We start from the raw sequence: 13,736 nt of genomic DNA, 5'->3' as shown, positions 1-13,736 counted from the left end.
TACAAAAATTGCCTGAGCACGTTCATGAATAGCTGTACTCATCCATCACAAACTAACTAAAAAGGAGACGGGCCTATGCGTTTGCTGCACTTGTTCATTCTTTTATTACTTCTTACAGGCTTTCAGTCCCCGGATGAAAACGATGAAGTAACTATTATTATTGAGACGGAAGACTCCTCATCCCTTCTTGCAGAACAAATTGAATCAAGAATTCCAAGGCTTGAGATTGTGGCACAGTATGACACGATCTTTAACGGTCTGGCTGTAAAAGGGACGGCTCAAGAACTTGAAAAACTTGCTCGTATGGATATGGTAGTGAATCAGTATCCCGTCGTAAAATATAAAAGTCTGCAGCAGGAAATGGGCACTTTTTCTACTCAAGTAATCCGTGATCAATATAATCCCTCCTATACAGGTAAAGGGGTGAAAGTAGGCGTCATTGATACAGGGGTGGACTACTCTCATCCGGATCTACAAAAGAACTACAAAGGTGGTTTTGATACCGTAGATTTTGATAACGATCCTATGGAAACCAGAGGGGAAGGATCGACCATGCATGGATCCCATGTAGCAGGGGTCATTGCAGCTGATGGAAAGATGAAAGGGATAGCTCCAGATGCTGAGCTTTACGCTTATCGGGCGTTAGGTCCAGGGGGGATCGGATCCTCTGTCCAGGTTATCGCTGCTCTGGAAGAAGCGGTTAAAGAGAGAATGGATGTGATCAATCTGTCTCTTGGTAATGATGTGAACGGTCCGGACTGGCCCACTACGCATGCTGTTAATAGAGCGGTAGAGCTTGGTGTGACCGTTATAGTTGCAGCTGGGAATTCGGGGCCGGACACTTGGACTGTAGGATCCCCTGCCACATCATCAAAGGCCATAACCGTAGGAGCCTCGGCTCTTCCTTCAAAAGCACCGGTATTTGGAATTCCGGGAGAAGATCGACAAATCCCTGTTCAAGTACTGCTCGGTTCAGAGCCATGGGAACTTTCCAGAAAGTATCCTTTACTGGACGCTGGCAGAGGGGAAGAAGATCTGAATCATGCTTCTGGAAAAATCGTGTTGTTTGAACGTGGGGAAATTCCTTTTCAGGAAAAAGCTTTTAAAGCTTATCAAGCTGGTGCGGCTGGTGTGGTTATATACAATAATGAACCAGGCTTATTTCAGGGTTCGTTAGAGAACCTTTCCATTCCAATTCCGGTCGCTGCTGTATCCAAAAAAGATGGGGAGTGGTTGATTCAACAAGGAGTTCAGCAGAATCAATGGCTGGAAACCACCGAAATTTCACTTGATCATCGAATGGCTCCTTTCAGTTCTCGTGGTCCCGTAACGAACACATGGGAATTAAAACCAGATGTAGTAGCACCGGGTGTAAACATTTTAAGCACGGTCCCAGGAGGGTATGCGGCCCTCCAGGGAACGAGTATGGCCGCTCCGCATGTAGCAGGACTTGCGTCTTTATTAAAAGAAGCTTACCCGGATTGGTCTCCTCAGCAAATAAAAAGGGCTATGATGAGCTCAGCAGATATTCTTGAAAAAGATAAACTTCCTTATTCACCTACTGAGCAAGGTACAGGATTTATTGATATAGAAGAATCATTCAACCCAACTCTGCTAATCGAACCTGGGTCGCTTGCTTTCGGTCGCATAGATCAACCATTGGTAAATAAAAAAGCAGAATTGAAGCTTACAAATCCGACAAATGAGAGTCAGACAGTACACCTTGAAGTCCCGGTTCGTGAAAATGGGAGCAGGTGGGACCTCCCAACTACTGTCCAGTTGGAACCGAATGAAACGAAGGAAGTGGAGGTTGGACTCCATCTTACGAAATCTTTTCTAAAAGCTGGAGTTCATCAGGGGTTTATTAAACTGAGAAATCAAGATCATGACTTCCACGTTCCTTATCTTTACATGATCGGAACATCTGATTACGAAAAGGTGTCCGGTTTGGAATTATCATCTAAGTGGGCGGAGGCAAGGCGATACACTTATCGCTTCCATCTTACGGATTCCGTAGATAAAATCACCGTCGATCTATACAGAGCTGGTACTATGCTCTCTCATGGAAAATTATTTGAACTTGAAGACCCTAAGCCGGGTATGGTGCAAGGGGAATTTAAAGTAAATACGAATCATCTAGAAGGGGCTTATATAGCTGTCTTCACTCTCGAGTATGAAGACCAGAAAGAAAGTTACCCGTTCCCAGTAACATTCACATCCTCATAAAAACCAGTAACTTCCACCTCAGGTCATCCATTTTTTGGATGACCTGAGGTGGAAGTTTTATGTAAAAATGGCTCGAAAAGTCTATGTATTTTCGGTTTAGAATTGGTAAAATGGTACATGTAAGTTTTGTCACAAATGTGACGAAAATGTGATCGAAAAGTGTCATACATTTGTATTTTTAATCACAAACTCATTGACATCATATAACCCCTAATGTATTCTTACATAGTGTGGGATGATAAGGTTTTCATAACGAATTGCAAAGGTTCTGACACCTTTTTATTCAAGTGAAAAGAGGCTTGTAAATGAAAGATACTAGACCACCTTTTCAGGCCATGGCATTAACTAGTGCCATCGTTTCTCAGCTTGCCGGTGGACCACTTGCCGGAGTTTATCTTGGGAAATGGATAGATGGTCAATTTTCCACAGAGCCCACATTCTTAATCATAGGGATTTTTCTAGGATTAGGAGCAGGTACATATGGGACCATTCATTTAGTACGGACGTACACGGGAGACGATTAGCATGAAGCACTACCAACAGATGATGGCCCGTCAACGAAAATGGATGCTCTACCTTCTGGCGTTACTCGTTCTTGGCTGGGGCCTTACCCCTTGGGAACCGATTTTTCTGGGCCTTCTCCTGGGAAGCGCTTTGAGTTTTTATAACCTCTGGCTTATGCAGCGCAAAATCCGCAAGCTTGGCGAAGCCTCTGCAGAGAACAAGTCTGTAAGAGGAATCGGTACGTTTACTCGTTTGGCTTCAGGTGCACTGGCTGTAGTCATTGCCCTCCAGTTTGAAGAACACATTCATTTGATTTCCGTAGTATTGGGCTTAATGGCAGCCTACATTGTCATTTTTATAGATTACCTGTTCAATAAATCAACAGTTTAGCACGATGGAAGGTAGGTGAACAGATTGAATCACGAAGCACCGATGTGGAATGATGCGTTTGGGATCACTTGGCTTGATTTCAACCTTTCCAACGTTTTAATGATGTTTGTGGCCTCATTAATCGTTTTCATTCTAGGGGTAGCAGCCACACGTAACATGAAACGGTTCCCAACCGGCTTTCAAAATTTCATGGAATGGCTGATTGACTTCATCAAAGGCATTATCGGTTCAAATATGGATTGGCGAACAGGAAGGCTCTTTCTTCCACTTGGTTTAACCTTATTTGCCTACATATTTGTAGCTAATATGCTTGGAGTCGTCACCAATGGAGTTGTTGGACATGAACTGTGGTGGAAATCACCAACCGCAGACCCCGGCATAACCTTAACCCTGGCAACACTTGTTGTCGTCTTATCTCACTACTATGGGGTTAAGCTGAAAGGCGGTAAAGAATACAGTAAAGGTTTTATAAGACCTCTGCCGTTTTTACTACCTTTCAAAATCATTGAAGAGTTCTCCAATACTCTTACACTTGGTTTGCGTCTATATGGGAACATTTACGCAGGAGAGATCTTACTGAGCTTGCTTGTCACTATGGCAGCAGGCGGCGTTGGTGGATTTTTAGGAGCTTCACTTCCAATGATAGCTTGGATGGGCTTCAGTACATTTATCGGTTTTATCCAGGCATTTATCTTTGTAATGTTAACGATGGTTTATATGTCTCACAAGGTGAGCGACGACCATTAAAATAAAAGAATAAAAAATTATTTTTTAAAAATATGAGGAGGATTTTCATTATGGGTCTTTTAGCAGCTGCAATTGCAGTAGGATTAGCGGCACTAGGTGCTGGTATTGGTAACGGTCTGATTGTAAGTCGTACGGTAGAAGGAATTGCGCGTCAACCAGAATTGCGCAGTGCTCTTCAAACAACTATGTTCATCGGTGTTGCTCTAGTAGAGGCGATTCCGATCATCGGCGTTGTAATCGCATTTATCGTAATGGGTCAGTAAAGCAGGACGAGCGAATACGCTTATGGCGAAGTTCAACTCAATCGATCTTCGCCTTTCCTTTATACCTTTACGAAAACTTGATACCCAAATGGATTGGAAAGAAAACTTCGACTGAAGCTTTTATAAGCTAAAGCCGGGTTTTTCTCTTGTCTAGCTGAGCTCTTATTCTTAAGGCTTTTGCTTGCTTGAGGTTTAACCCTGTTACGATATGGTGTGGAGAGGAGTGAAAACTGTGCAAGGATTCACAGAGAGTCTTGTCCTCGGAGCTGGAGGACTTAACATAGGTGATATGATCATTCAACTTGTGTTCTTCCTTATCTTGCTGGCTCTTTTAGGCAAGTTTGCTTGGGGACCATTAATGAATATGATGAAAGAGCGTGAAGATTACGTAGCTAACGAAATCAATACCGCAGAAAAAAGTCGTGAAGAGGCGCAGCGCATGCAGCGTGAGGCTTCCGAAGAACTTAAGAAAACCCGTCAGGATGCACAGAAAATAATCGAAGATGCACGCAAAACGGCTGGTCAGCAGGAACGCGATATTATTGAGTCCGCTCGCGCTGAATCTGAAAGAATGAAAGAATCAGCTCGTCAGGAAATTGAACAAGAGAAAGAAAAAGCCGTACAAGTCCTTAAAGATCAAGTGGCTTCTATGTCTGTCATGATTGCATCCAAAGTTATTGAAAAAGAACTTTCGGAGAAGGATCAGGAGAAATTGATTCATCAATACATTGATGAGGCAGGAGAAGAGCGATGAGCCAGACAATCATTGCGAGACGTTATGCTAACGCGCTTTTTCAACTCGGACAAGAACATTTAAAATTAGAGCAATTTGAAACAGAATTACGAGAACTGCAAAAGGTGTTCCGTAATAATGAGCAGCTTTATACATTCCTTAAGCATCCACGTATTTCCGTCGACCAAAAGAAACAACTCATTCATAAATCATTTCTGTCGTATTCAGCAGAAGTTGTGAACACCCTTAAGTTGTTGGTAGACAGGCATAGAGAAGACATTATTTCTGAAATGATCACTCATTTCTTAACGATGATGAGCGATGCAAAAGGAGTAGCAGAAGCGGATGTTTACTCCGTACGTGAACTTTCGAAATCTGAAAAAAAGCGGATTTCAGAAACATTTGCACCAAAAGTAGGCAAACGTTCATTGAACCTGAACAATATTGTTGATCCAAGCATTCTCGGAGGAATTCGTGTGCGAATTGGAAATCGGATATTTGATGGTTCCGTCAGTGGAAAGCTTAGCCGCATGGAGCGCAAGCTAGTTTCTGCTAACAAAAGATGATAGGGGTGAAATGGCATGAGCATTAAAGCTGAGGAAATCAGTGCGCTGATTAAACAGCAAATTGAAAGCTATGAATCAGATATAGAAGTCAATGATGTGGGTACAGTTATCGAAGTTGGTGACGGTATTGCACGTGCTCATGGTCTTGACAACGTCATGGCCGGAGAACTAGTTGAATTCTCAAATGGTGTCATGGGATTGGCACAAAACTTAGAAGAAAGTAACGTTGGTCTTGTTATTCTCGGACCATATACAGATATTAAAGAAGGCGATGAAGTACGTCGTACAGGCCGTATCATGCAAGTACCTGTAGGGGAAGAAATGCTTGGACGTGTCGTGAATCCACTTGGTCAGCCTGTAGATGGAAGAGGACCAATTGAAACAACTAAAACACGCCCGATTGAAGCACCAGCACCAGGAGTTATGGATCGTAAATCTGTAGATGAACCACTTCAAACAGGAATTAAAGCAATTGACGCCCTTGTACCTATCGGCCGTGGTCAGCGTGAGCTTATTATCGGTGACCGTCAGACTGGTAAGACATCTGTAGCGATTGATGCAATTTTGAACCAGCATGATCAGGATATGGTTTGTATCTACGTAGCGATCGGTCAGAAAGAATCAACCGTACGCGGCACAGTGGAAACTCTTCGCCGTCACGGTGCACTGGATTACACAATTGTCGTAACGGCGAGTGCTTCTCAGCCAGCTCCGCTTTTATACCTTGCTCCATATGCAGGCGTAACATTAGGGGAAGAATTTATGTACAATGGCAAGCATGTACTGGTTGTATATGATGACCTTTCCAAGCAGGCTGCCGCTTACCGTGAACTTTCCTTGCTGCTTCGTCGTCCACCAGGCCGTGAAGCGTTCCCAGGGGATGTATTCTATCTGCACTCCCGTCTGTTGGAACGTGCAGCTAAATTAAGTGATGCAAAAGGTGGAGGTTCATTAACAGCCCTTCCTTTCGTTGAAACACAAGCAGGAGATATTTCCGCCTATATTCCAACAAACGTTATTTCCATAACAGACGGTCAGATCTTCTTACAGTCCGACTTATTCTTCTCTGGCGTACGTCCAGCGATTAACGCCGGGTTATCCGTATCCCGTGTTGGTGGATCAGCTCAAATCAAAGCCATGAAAAAAGTTGCCGGTACATTGCGTCTTGACCTAGCTTCTTATCGTGAATTGGAAGCTTTCGCACAGTTCGGCTCTGACCTTGATAAATCTACGCAGGCTAAACTGAACCGCGGAGCGCGTACCGTTGAAGTTCTTAAGCAAGGTTTACACCAGCCGCTGGCTGTAGAGAAACAAGTTATGATTGTCTTTGCCCTTACTAAAGGATTTCTGGATGATATTCCAGTGGATGATGTTACTCGCTTTGAGTCAGAATTCCACACATGGCTTGACAACAATCGCAAAGAGCTGATTGGTCAGATCCGGAAAACTGGAAAACTGGCAGAGGAAGAAGATATGAAAGAAGCTGTGAAAGAATTCAAGAAAACATTTGTGATCTCTGAATAAATAAAACACAGCTGGAAAGGGTGGTGAAACAGCGTGGCATCCCTTAGAGATATCAAAGGCCGGATTACCTCTACCAAGAAGACGAAACAGATTACAAAAGCCATGGAAATGGTATCTGCTTCTAAATTGAATCGTGCCGAACAGAATGCAAGATATTTTGTTCCATACAGCGAAAAAATTCAAGAAGTCGTAGCGAGTATTTCTCAAGGCGGAGGTGATGCAAGTCACCCGATGCTTGAATCGAGGGAAGTGAAGTGTACAGGTTACCTGGTGATCACTTCTGACCGCGGTCTTGCAGGAGCATTCAACAGCAGTGTCTTGAGAAGAGTCTATCAGCAGATTCGCCAGCATCATACTTCTGCTGAAGAATACAAGCTGATCACCATTGGCCGTATTGGACGGGACTTCTTCCGCAAACGTAATATACCGGTAGATATGGATATTACTGGCCTGGCAGACCAGCCGGACTTTGCTGATATTAAAGATATCGCATCGGATACGATCCAACTCTTTACAGACGAAGAGATCGATCAATTATATATTTATTACAACCATTACGTTAGTGCTATCACACAGGAAGTAACCGAGAAAAAAGTCTTGCCGTTAACGGACTTTGGTGGAGAAAGTGTAGGATCCACAAGTTCTTATGAGTATGAGCCGAACCAAGAAGAGATTTTGGAAGTCTTGCTTCCGCAGTATGCTGAGAGCTTGATTTACGGAGCCTTACTTGATAGTAAAGCTAGTGAGCATGCAGCTCGGATGACAGCTATGAAGAGTGCAACTGATAATGCTGATGATCTAATTGGTGATTTAACACTATCTTATAACCGTGCACGTCAAGCTGCTATTACCCAAGAGATTACTGAAATTGTCGGCGGTGCAGCTGCCCTCGAATAGGGATTCTTGGATTTTTGAACAGTAAGTTAGGAGGGAAATCGATGAGTAATGGACGCGTGACCCAAATCATGGGACCAGTTGTCGACGTAACATTTGATGACGGACAGCTCCCAGATATCAATAACGCACTACACGTACGTTATGATGCGCAATCCGAAGATGAAAAAAACGTCGACCTTACGTTAGAAGTTGCCCTTCATCTGGGTGACAATACCGTTCGTACTGTTGCCATGTCTTCCACAGAAGGTGTAATGCGTGGCACACCTGTTATCGATAAAGGCAGCCCAATTTCAGTTCCAGTGGGAGAAGTGACATTGGGTCGAGTATTCAACGTTCTGGGTAACAATATTGATTTAGATGAACCTTTAAGTGATGATGTACGTCGTGATCCAATCCACCGCGAAGCACCAGTCTTTGAAAACTTAGCTACAGAAACTGAAATTCTGGAAACTGGAATTAAAGTTGTAGACCTTTTAGCTCCATATGTAAAAGGTGGTAAAATTGGATTGTTTGGTGGCGCCGGAGTAGGTAAGACCGTACTCATCCAGGAATTAATTAACAACATCGCCCAGGAACACGGTGGTATCTCTGTATTTGCCGGAGTGGGTGAGCGTACACGTGAAGGTAACGACCTTTATTGGGAAATGACCGATTCAGGTGTTATTAAGAAAACAGCTATGGTGTTTGGACAAATGAACGAACCGCCTGGTGCTCGTATGCGCGTAGCTCTGTCTGGTTTAACAATGGCAGAATATTTCCGTGATGAGCAAGGACAGGACGTATTGTTCTTCATAGACAACATCTTCCGTTTCACCCAGGGCGGTCTTGAAGTATCTGCCCTTCTTGGACGTATGCCATCAGCCGTTGGTTACCAGCCAACCTTAGCGACTGAAATGGGACAACTGCAGGAGCGAATCACATCTACTGACAAAGGTTCAGTTACATCTATTCAGGCTATTTATGTGCCTGCCGATGACTATACCGACCCGGCGCCAGCAACAACGTTCGCTCACTTGGATGCAACGACTAACCTTGAGCGTAAGCTCTCTGAACAGGGTATTTATCCTGCCGTTGATCCACTTGCATCAACCTCCCGTGCTCTGGACCCGGATGTAGTCGGGGACGAGCATTATCAAATAGCTCGCGAAGTCCAGCGTACATTGCAGCGTTATAAAGAGTTACAGGATATCATTGCCATTCTTGGTATGGATGAGCTTTCTGATGAAGATAAATTGACCGTATCCCGTGCACGTCGGGTGCAGTTCTTCTTATCTCAGAACTTCCACGTGGCTGAACAGTTTACAGGACAGCCAGGATCTTACGTACCTGTTGCAGAAACAGTCAAAGGCTTTAAAGAGATCCTTGACGGCAAATACGATGACATCCCTGAGGATGCGTTCCGACTAGTCGGCCGTATTGAAGATGTCGTTGAAAAATCAAAACAAATGCAGTAAACCTGTCAACACAAGTGATAAAGGGGCGTTCATGACGAGCGCCTGGTTTATTCACTTAACAGCCAAGGAGGAATGTTTATGAGCACACTAACGGTGAGTGTCGTCACTCCTGATGGCCCGGTATTGGAAGAAGCATTTGAAATGGTTAGTTGTAAGGCGGAAAGTGGAGAGTTGGGTATATTACCCGGTCACATTCCTATGGTGGCACCACTTACAATCAGCTCCATACGCCTGAAAGGTGAGGGGAAATCGGACCGTATCGCAGTCAGCGGTGGTTTTTTAGAGGTGAGACCTGATAAAGTGACTATACTCGCTCAATCAGCTGAAAAGCCGACTGATATTGATATAGACCGTGCCCGAATGGCTAAAGAGCGTGCTGAAAGACGTCTCCAGGACAAACAAGCCGACATTGATTTCAAACGGGCTGAATTGGCCCTTAAGCGAGCCATTAATCGCTTAGATGTTTATGAGAATAACTTCTAAACTGCTTTCATATTGAGAGCAGTTTTTTTATTAAAGAAATCGTAAATAATCCTGATGTTTATTTTCAGTCCAGTCATCATTCAAGGAGCAGCAAGGCGGTTCATATAATGAATTAAACTGGCAGAAATATTTGTCATTATTGCCCGGGAAATGAGAGAGAAATATTTTCTTTGTCATCTTCTGTTTTAATTGGGTTTAGCCAATTGTATAAAAAGGTATTTCTGTGTAGATGAATGATGTTCCTAAAAATAGTGACGAAAGAGAGGAGTTAGTATGGATCAATATTTTGCTGAAGAAGCCATTCTGAGTATGACCTCACACATTATCTTCATTATCATAACGTGGAGAGTCCTTCAGTCAGTCAACTTCGATGCGTTTTTCAGGAAACATCGTGTTTTTGAAGCAAGAGTTTTACTCATATTTATTACCATTGCAATTGGAACAACGGTCAGCCGATTTTTTCTTGATTTTATTGCATGGTCTAATAGTCTGGTCTACTTATTTTAAACGTAAATCCATGAAACTATGAATAAATGAATAGTTTGTCAGAAAATGTCCAGTATGATTGTTGTCTTCTCCGGTCAGACTTATAGTAAGTCTATGCTCGGGGAGGCATCAGAAAATGAAAAGTTTACTAGCAGGGATTACGGTATTGATTATGGTATGTACAGGTGCTTATTCACAGGAACTGACTGCGGAGACACCTATTGAAAATTTTGCAGCATTTGCTGAGAATGAGCAGCTGGACGTCAAGGAATGGTCGATCACCCTCAAAGAGACGATATCGAGATCTGATTCATTATTATTGAAAAAAAAGATTTCCGAATCCTATCGAAATGCTGAAGTATCTAATGAAGATCAAGAGAACTCAAATAAAATCATTCTAAAAGACGGTCTTATTAATAGGGAATTTGACGAAAGTTATAGTATTATTCTGCCGAAAAATAAAGATGAAAAGGCGGAATTGGTTTACTATATAGCTGGTAAGGGTACATTTTCCCTGACACCAGAAGTAAAAGATCGGATACGAGAAACTGAGAAACGTTATTTCTCAAAAAACGTCCTATTTTTCTCTTGTCTTAAGGCAGAGTCTAGTGGTATTATAGATGATGTTTTAGTGTATAAAAAATTCAAACAAACATTCGACATTAAACCATTAGATCAAGTTGCAGAAAAAGATTGGACTAGCAGCTCCGGATATACGGAAAAATGGGGACAAGCAATCCCGACAGCCAGTGGAAAGATGAATGTTCAGTTCGCTACAAGAACTTTGGGCGGGCGGACAAACATCACTATTGGCACACCCATTATTACTGCTGAATATTAATAATAATGAATATGGACGCGGAGGAGAATGAAATTTGGAAAAAATCATCGTCCGTGGTGGGAGGCAGCTGAATGGCACTGTAAAAGCAGAAGGCGCCAAGAATGCCGTACTGCCTGTCATCGCAGCAAGTATAATTGCCAGTGAAGGAAAAAGTGTTTTACACGAAGTTCCTGCTTTAGCAGATGTTACGACTATCAATGAAGTGATTCGACATATGAATGCTGATGTTAAAGTGGAAGGCAACACAGTTACTGTAGATGCTTCTGGAGATCTCGAAACAGAAGCACCAATTGAATACGTGAGGAAAATGCGAGCTTCTGTCCTCGTGTTGGGACCACTTTTGGCCCGGTATGGTCATGCTAAGGTTGCCCTGCCTGGTGGTTGTGCGATAGGATCACGTCCTATTGATCAGCACTTAAAAGGCTTTGAAGCTATGGGTGCTGAAGTTACCGTAGGAAATGGATACATTGAGGCAGAAGTCAAAGGTCGTTTGCAGGGTGCCAAGGTTTACTTTGATGTTCCAAGTGTAGGGGCTACAGAAAACGTTATGATGGCTGCTGCCCTAGCTGAAGGAACGACCATCCTTGAAAACTGTGCGAAAGAACCGGAAATTGTAGATTTAGCCAATTATCTCAATCAAATGGGCGGCAAGGTTATTGGAGCTGGTACGGAGACCATCCGTATCGAAGGAGTCGACAAGCTTATAGGCGCGACTCATACCATTATCCCTGACCGCGTAGAAGCTGGAACATTTATGGTTGCGGCTGCTATTACTGGAGGTAATGTATTAGTTAAAGGTGCTATGCGTGAACACCTTCGTTCTGTTATTTCAAAAATGGAAGAAATGGGCGTTACCATTGAAGAAGAAGAGGATGGACTTCGAGTTATTGGCCCTGAACAGCTGAAGGCCACAGACATTAAAACGATGCCACATCCAGGTTTTCCTACTGATATGCAGTCTCAAATGATGGCATTGATGTTAAACGCCAAAGGCACAAGCGTAATTACGGAAACCGTATTCGAAAATCGTTTCATGCATGTGGAAGAATTCCGCCGGATGAATGCTCACCTTAAGATTGAAGGCCGCAACGTTATTGTGGAGGGACCTTCATCTTTACAAGGAGCGGAAGTAGCCGCGACTGATTTACGAGCGGGAGCAGCTCTTATTCTGGCTGGTCTTGTTGCCGATGGGTACACGCGCGTAACAGAACTTAAGCATCTGGACCGTGGGTATGTGGATTTCGCCAACAAACTTGCGGGACTCGGTGCGGATATAGAAAGAATTAACGAACAAGAATCTTACTCTGAAGAACAAGAAGCTAACGAATCTTTGTCGACCTTATAATGTATATATCCTTATAGCTTGGTTGTTTCATAATTTTTTGAAACAGCCAAGCTTTTTTTTGGTTCTATCATCCTTGTATCAGGGATACATTTTAGTAGAGAGATCTACAATGTAATCAGGAGGGTGAGAATGAAAAGAAAAAATTGGATGGCATTCTTCATAACAGGTGGCCTGTTCGGGGCTATACTTATACTACCCACTCTAATTGTGGTGCCTTTTACAGGTTCCAGTGCTTCACATGAAGTCCCGGAGACTCCAAATCCGATTGAAAAAGCCGCTGATGCATCAAAAGACCTCTCTCCGATAGCGGTCAGAGTGGAACGAAGCCAATCAGGGAAGATAGAAGAAGTCCCACTGGAGACATATGTGGCAAGGGTGGTTGCATCTGAGATGCCTGCTGAGTTTGAGCTGGAAGCACTAAAAGCGCAGGCTTTAGCAGCGCGAACGTATATAACTAGGCATTTGCTTGAAGAAGAGGGTGTATCGCAGGAAGCTGATGTGACGGACACCGTTAATCACCAGGTGTATAAGAATGATGAAGAACTCAGAGCTCAGTGGCATGATCAATATACGAGCAATATGGAGAAAATTAGCACAGCTGTCAGTGAGACAGCAGGAGAAATAATCACGTATAACCAGGAGCCGATAACGGCCGCTTTCTTTTCAACGAGCAATGGATACACGGAAAATGCTGAAGACTACTGGGAGAACGAGATTCCTTATTTGAAAAGTGTGGAAAGTCCCTGGGATCAACAGTCACCTAAATTCGCAGATCAGAAAATTATTCCGATTACTCAAGTACAAACAGCCCTTGGCGTAAATTTTAAAGGGAATGTGCAAAACATGACCATGACAAAGACAGAGGGAAATCGTGTAGATAAGGTTCAAGTTGGGGACCAGAGCTTCTCAGGACGACAGATAAGGGAAACCTTCGAGCTGCCTTCAAGTGATTTTTCTATGGAGCAAAAAGGTGACCACGTCATTTTTACGACGAAAGGGTATGGCCACGGTGTAGGAATGAGTCAATATGGAGCAAATGGAATGGCAAAGAGCGGCAGCAGTTATAAAGACATAGTTACTCATTATTATCACGATACAGAAGTATCTTCTATCAATAAACAGACGGCATTGTTAACTTCAAGAAATGATAAGCCTGTCAACTGATGGAATATGATTAAGACAGGACCTGAAGCTAAGGGTCCTGTTTCCATTTCATAAGACGGGCGGTTGCAATTTGGACAAACTAGTTCGTTCGATGCGATCTTTATTTCTATCTT

The 13,736-nt window shown here is 43.2% G+C and carries 15 protein-coding genes; all 15 read left to right on the top strand.

From position 1 onward, the window contains the following. Positions 1-75: 75 nt before the first annotated feature. The 15 genes from HBHAL_RS17450 to spoIID all read left to right on the top strand — a co-directional run bounded on the left by HBHAL_RS17450 (position 76) and on the right by spoIID (position 13,623). Positions 76-2,226: a S8 family serine peptidase gene (locus tag HBHAL_RS17450; RefSeq protein WP_014644828.1), complete on the top strand. Its 2,151-nt coding sequence runs from the start codon at positions 76-78 to the stop codon at positions 2,224-2,226. A 305-nt stretch (positions 2,227-2,531) separates the two neighbouring features. Next, the gene (locus HBHAL_RS17445) at positions 2,532-2,750 is read left to right on the top strand and encodes an AtpZ/AtpI family protein (RefSeq protein ID WP_014644827.1); all 219 of its coding nucleotides are present in this window, start codon (positions 2,532-2,534) and stop codon (positions 2,748-2,750) included. Between the two features lies 1 nt (position 2,751). Next, on the top strand, positions 2,752-3,120 hold the full coding sequence (locus HBHAL_RS17440; protein ID WP_014644826.1) for an ATP synthase subunit I: 369 nt from the start codon (positions 2,752-2,754) through the stop codon (positions 3,118-3,120). Positions 3,121-3,144: 24 nt separating this feature from the next. Beyond that, positions 3,145-3,867 (top strand): F0F1 ATP synthase subunit A, encoded by a 723-nt coding sequence (gene atpB, locus HBHAL_RS17435; protein WP_014644825.1) that lies wholly within the window; start codon positions 3,145-3,147, stop codon positions 3,865-3,867. Positions 3,868-3,917: 50 nt separating this feature from the next. Next, the gene (gene atpE, locus HBHAL_RS17430; RefSeq protein ID WP_014644824.1) at positions 3,918-4,130 is read left to right on the top strand and encodes a F0F1 ATP synthase subunit C; all 213 of its coding nucleotides are present in this window, start codon (positions 3,918-3,920) and stop codon (positions 4,128-4,130) included. 232 nt (positions 4,131-4,362) lie between these two features. Beyond that, positions 4,363-4,884, top strand: a complete 522-nt coding sequence (gene atpF, locus HBHAL_RS17425; protein ID WP_014644823.1) for a F0F1 ATP synthase subunit B — start codon at positions 4,363-4,365, stop codon at positions 4,882-4,884. Then, on the top strand, positions 4,881-5,429 hold the full coding sequence (locus HBHAL_RS17420) for a F0F1 ATP synthase subunit delta (protein WP_014644822.1): 549 nt from the start codon (positions 4,881-4,883) through the stop codon (positions 5,427-5,429). Before atpF ends, HBHAL_RS17420 begins: the two co-directional genes overlap by 4 nt. 15 nt (positions 5,430-5,444) lie before the next feature. Beyond that, positions 5,445-6,953: a F0F1 ATP synthase subunit alpha gene (gene atpA, locus HBHAL_RS17415; protein WP_014644821.1), complete on the top strand. Its 1,509-nt coding sequence runs from the start codon at positions 5,445-5,447 to the stop codon at positions 6,951-6,953. A gap of 33 nt (positions 6,954-6,986) precedes the next feature. Beyond that, the gene (atpG, locus tag HBHAL_RS17410; RefSeq protein WP_014644820.1) at positions 6,987-7,850 is read left to right on the top strand and encodes an ATP synthase F1 subunit gamma; all 864 of its coding nucleotides are present in this window, start codon (positions 6,987-6,989) and stop codon (positions 7,848-7,850) included. Between the two features lie 41 nt (positions 7,851-7,891). Further along, the gene (atpD, locus tag HBHAL_RS17405) at positions 7,892-9,304 is read left to right on the top strand and encodes a F0F1 ATP synthase subunit beta (protein WP_014644819.1); all 1,413 of its coding nucleotides are present in this window, start codon (positions 7,892-7,894) and stop codon (positions 9,302-9,304) included. A gap of 78 nt (positions 9,305-9,382) precedes the next feature. Continuing rightward, positions 9,383-9,787 carry a F0F1 ATP synthase subunit epsilon gene (locus tag HBHAL_RS17400; protein ID WP_014644818.1) on the top strand — a complete coding sequence of 135 codons (405 nt, stop codon included), beginning with the start codon at positions 9,383-9,385 and terminating at the stop codon, positions 9,785-9,787. A 273-nt stretch (positions 9,788-10,060) separates the two neighbouring features. Continuing rightward, the gene (locus HBHAL_RS17395; RefSeq protein WP_014644817.1) at positions 10,061-10,294 is read left to right on the top strand and encodes a DUF1146 family protein; all 234 of its coding nucleotides are present in this window, start codon (positions 10,061-10,063) and stop codon (positions 10,292-10,294) included. A gap of 115 nt (positions 10,295-10,409) precedes the next feature. Beyond that, a complete protein-coding gene (locus HBHAL_RS20485) occupies positions 10,410-11,114 on the top strand; it encodes a YwmB family TATA-box binding protein (protein WP_014644816.1) in 705 nt (234 codons plus the stop codon). A gap of 34 nt (positions 11,115-11,148) precedes the next feature. Then, positions 11,149-12,459, top strand: a complete 1,311-nt coding sequence (gene murA, locus HBHAL_RS17385; RefSeq protein ID WP_014644815.1) for a UDP-N-acetylglucosamine 1-carboxyvinyltransferase — start codon at positions 11,149-11,151, stop codon at positions 12,457-12,459. Positions 12,460-12,588: 129 nt separating this feature from the next. Beyond that, positions 12,589-13,623 (top strand): stage II sporulation protein D, encoded by a 1,035-nt coding sequence (gene spoIID / locus HBHAL_RS17380; RefSeq protein ID WP_014644814.1) that lies wholly within the window; start codon positions 12,589-12,591, stop codon positions 13,621-13,623. Positions 13,624-13,736: the final 113 nt, after the last annotated feature.

The organism is Halobacillus halophilus DSM 2266 (assembly GCF_000284515.1).
Classification (GTDB): Bacteria; Bacillota; Bacilli; order Bacillales; family Halobacillaceae; genus Halobacillus; species Halobacillus halophilus.
The sequence above is the reverse complement of the archived record's forward strand: the minus strand, read 5'-3'. Positions and strand labels throughout refer to the sequence as shown.

Coding starts and splice junctions, on each gene's coding strand:
- atpD (WP_014644819.1), top strand. CDS start 7,892: ATGAGTAATGGACGCGTGACCCAAATCATGGGACCAGTTGTCGACGTA.
- HBHAL_RS17420 (WP_014644822.1), top strand. CDS start 4,881: ATGAGCCAGACAATCATTGCGAGACGTTATGCTAACGCGCTTTTTCAA.
- atpA (WP_014644821.1), top strand. CDS start 5,445: ATGAGCATTAAAGCTGAGGAAATCAGTGCGCTGATTAAACAGCAAATT.
- atpE (WP_014644824.1), top strand. CDS start 3,918: ATGGGTCTTTTAGCAGCTGCAATTGCAGTAGGATTAGCGGCACTAGGT.
- HBHAL_RS17450 (WP_014644828.1), top strand. CDS start 76: ATGCGTTTGCTGCACTTGTTCATTCTTTTATTACTTCTTACAGGCTTT.
- HBHAL_RS20485 (WP_014644816.1), top strand. CDS start 10,410: ATGAAAAGTTTACTAGCAGGGATTACGGTATTGATTATGGTATGTACA.
- HBHAL_RS17395 (WP_014644817.1), top strand. CDS start 10,061: ATGGATCAATATTTTGCTGAAGAAGCCATTCTGAGTATGACCTCACAC.
- HBHAL_RS17445 (WP_014644827.1), top strand. CDS start 2,532: ATGAAAGATACTAGACCACCTTTTCAGGCCATGGCATTAACTAGTGCC.
- HBHAL_RS17400 (WP_014644818.1), top strand. CDS start 9,383: ATGAGCACACTAACGGTGAGTGTCGTCACTCCTGATGGCCCGGTATTG.
- spoIID (WP_014644814.1), top strand. CDS start 12,589: ATGAAAAGAAAAAATTGGATGGCATTCTTCATAACAGGTGGCCTGTTC.
- HBHAL_RS17440 (WP_014644826.1), top strand. CDS start 2,752: ATGAAGCACTACCAACAGATGATGGCCCGTCAACGAAAATGGATGCTC.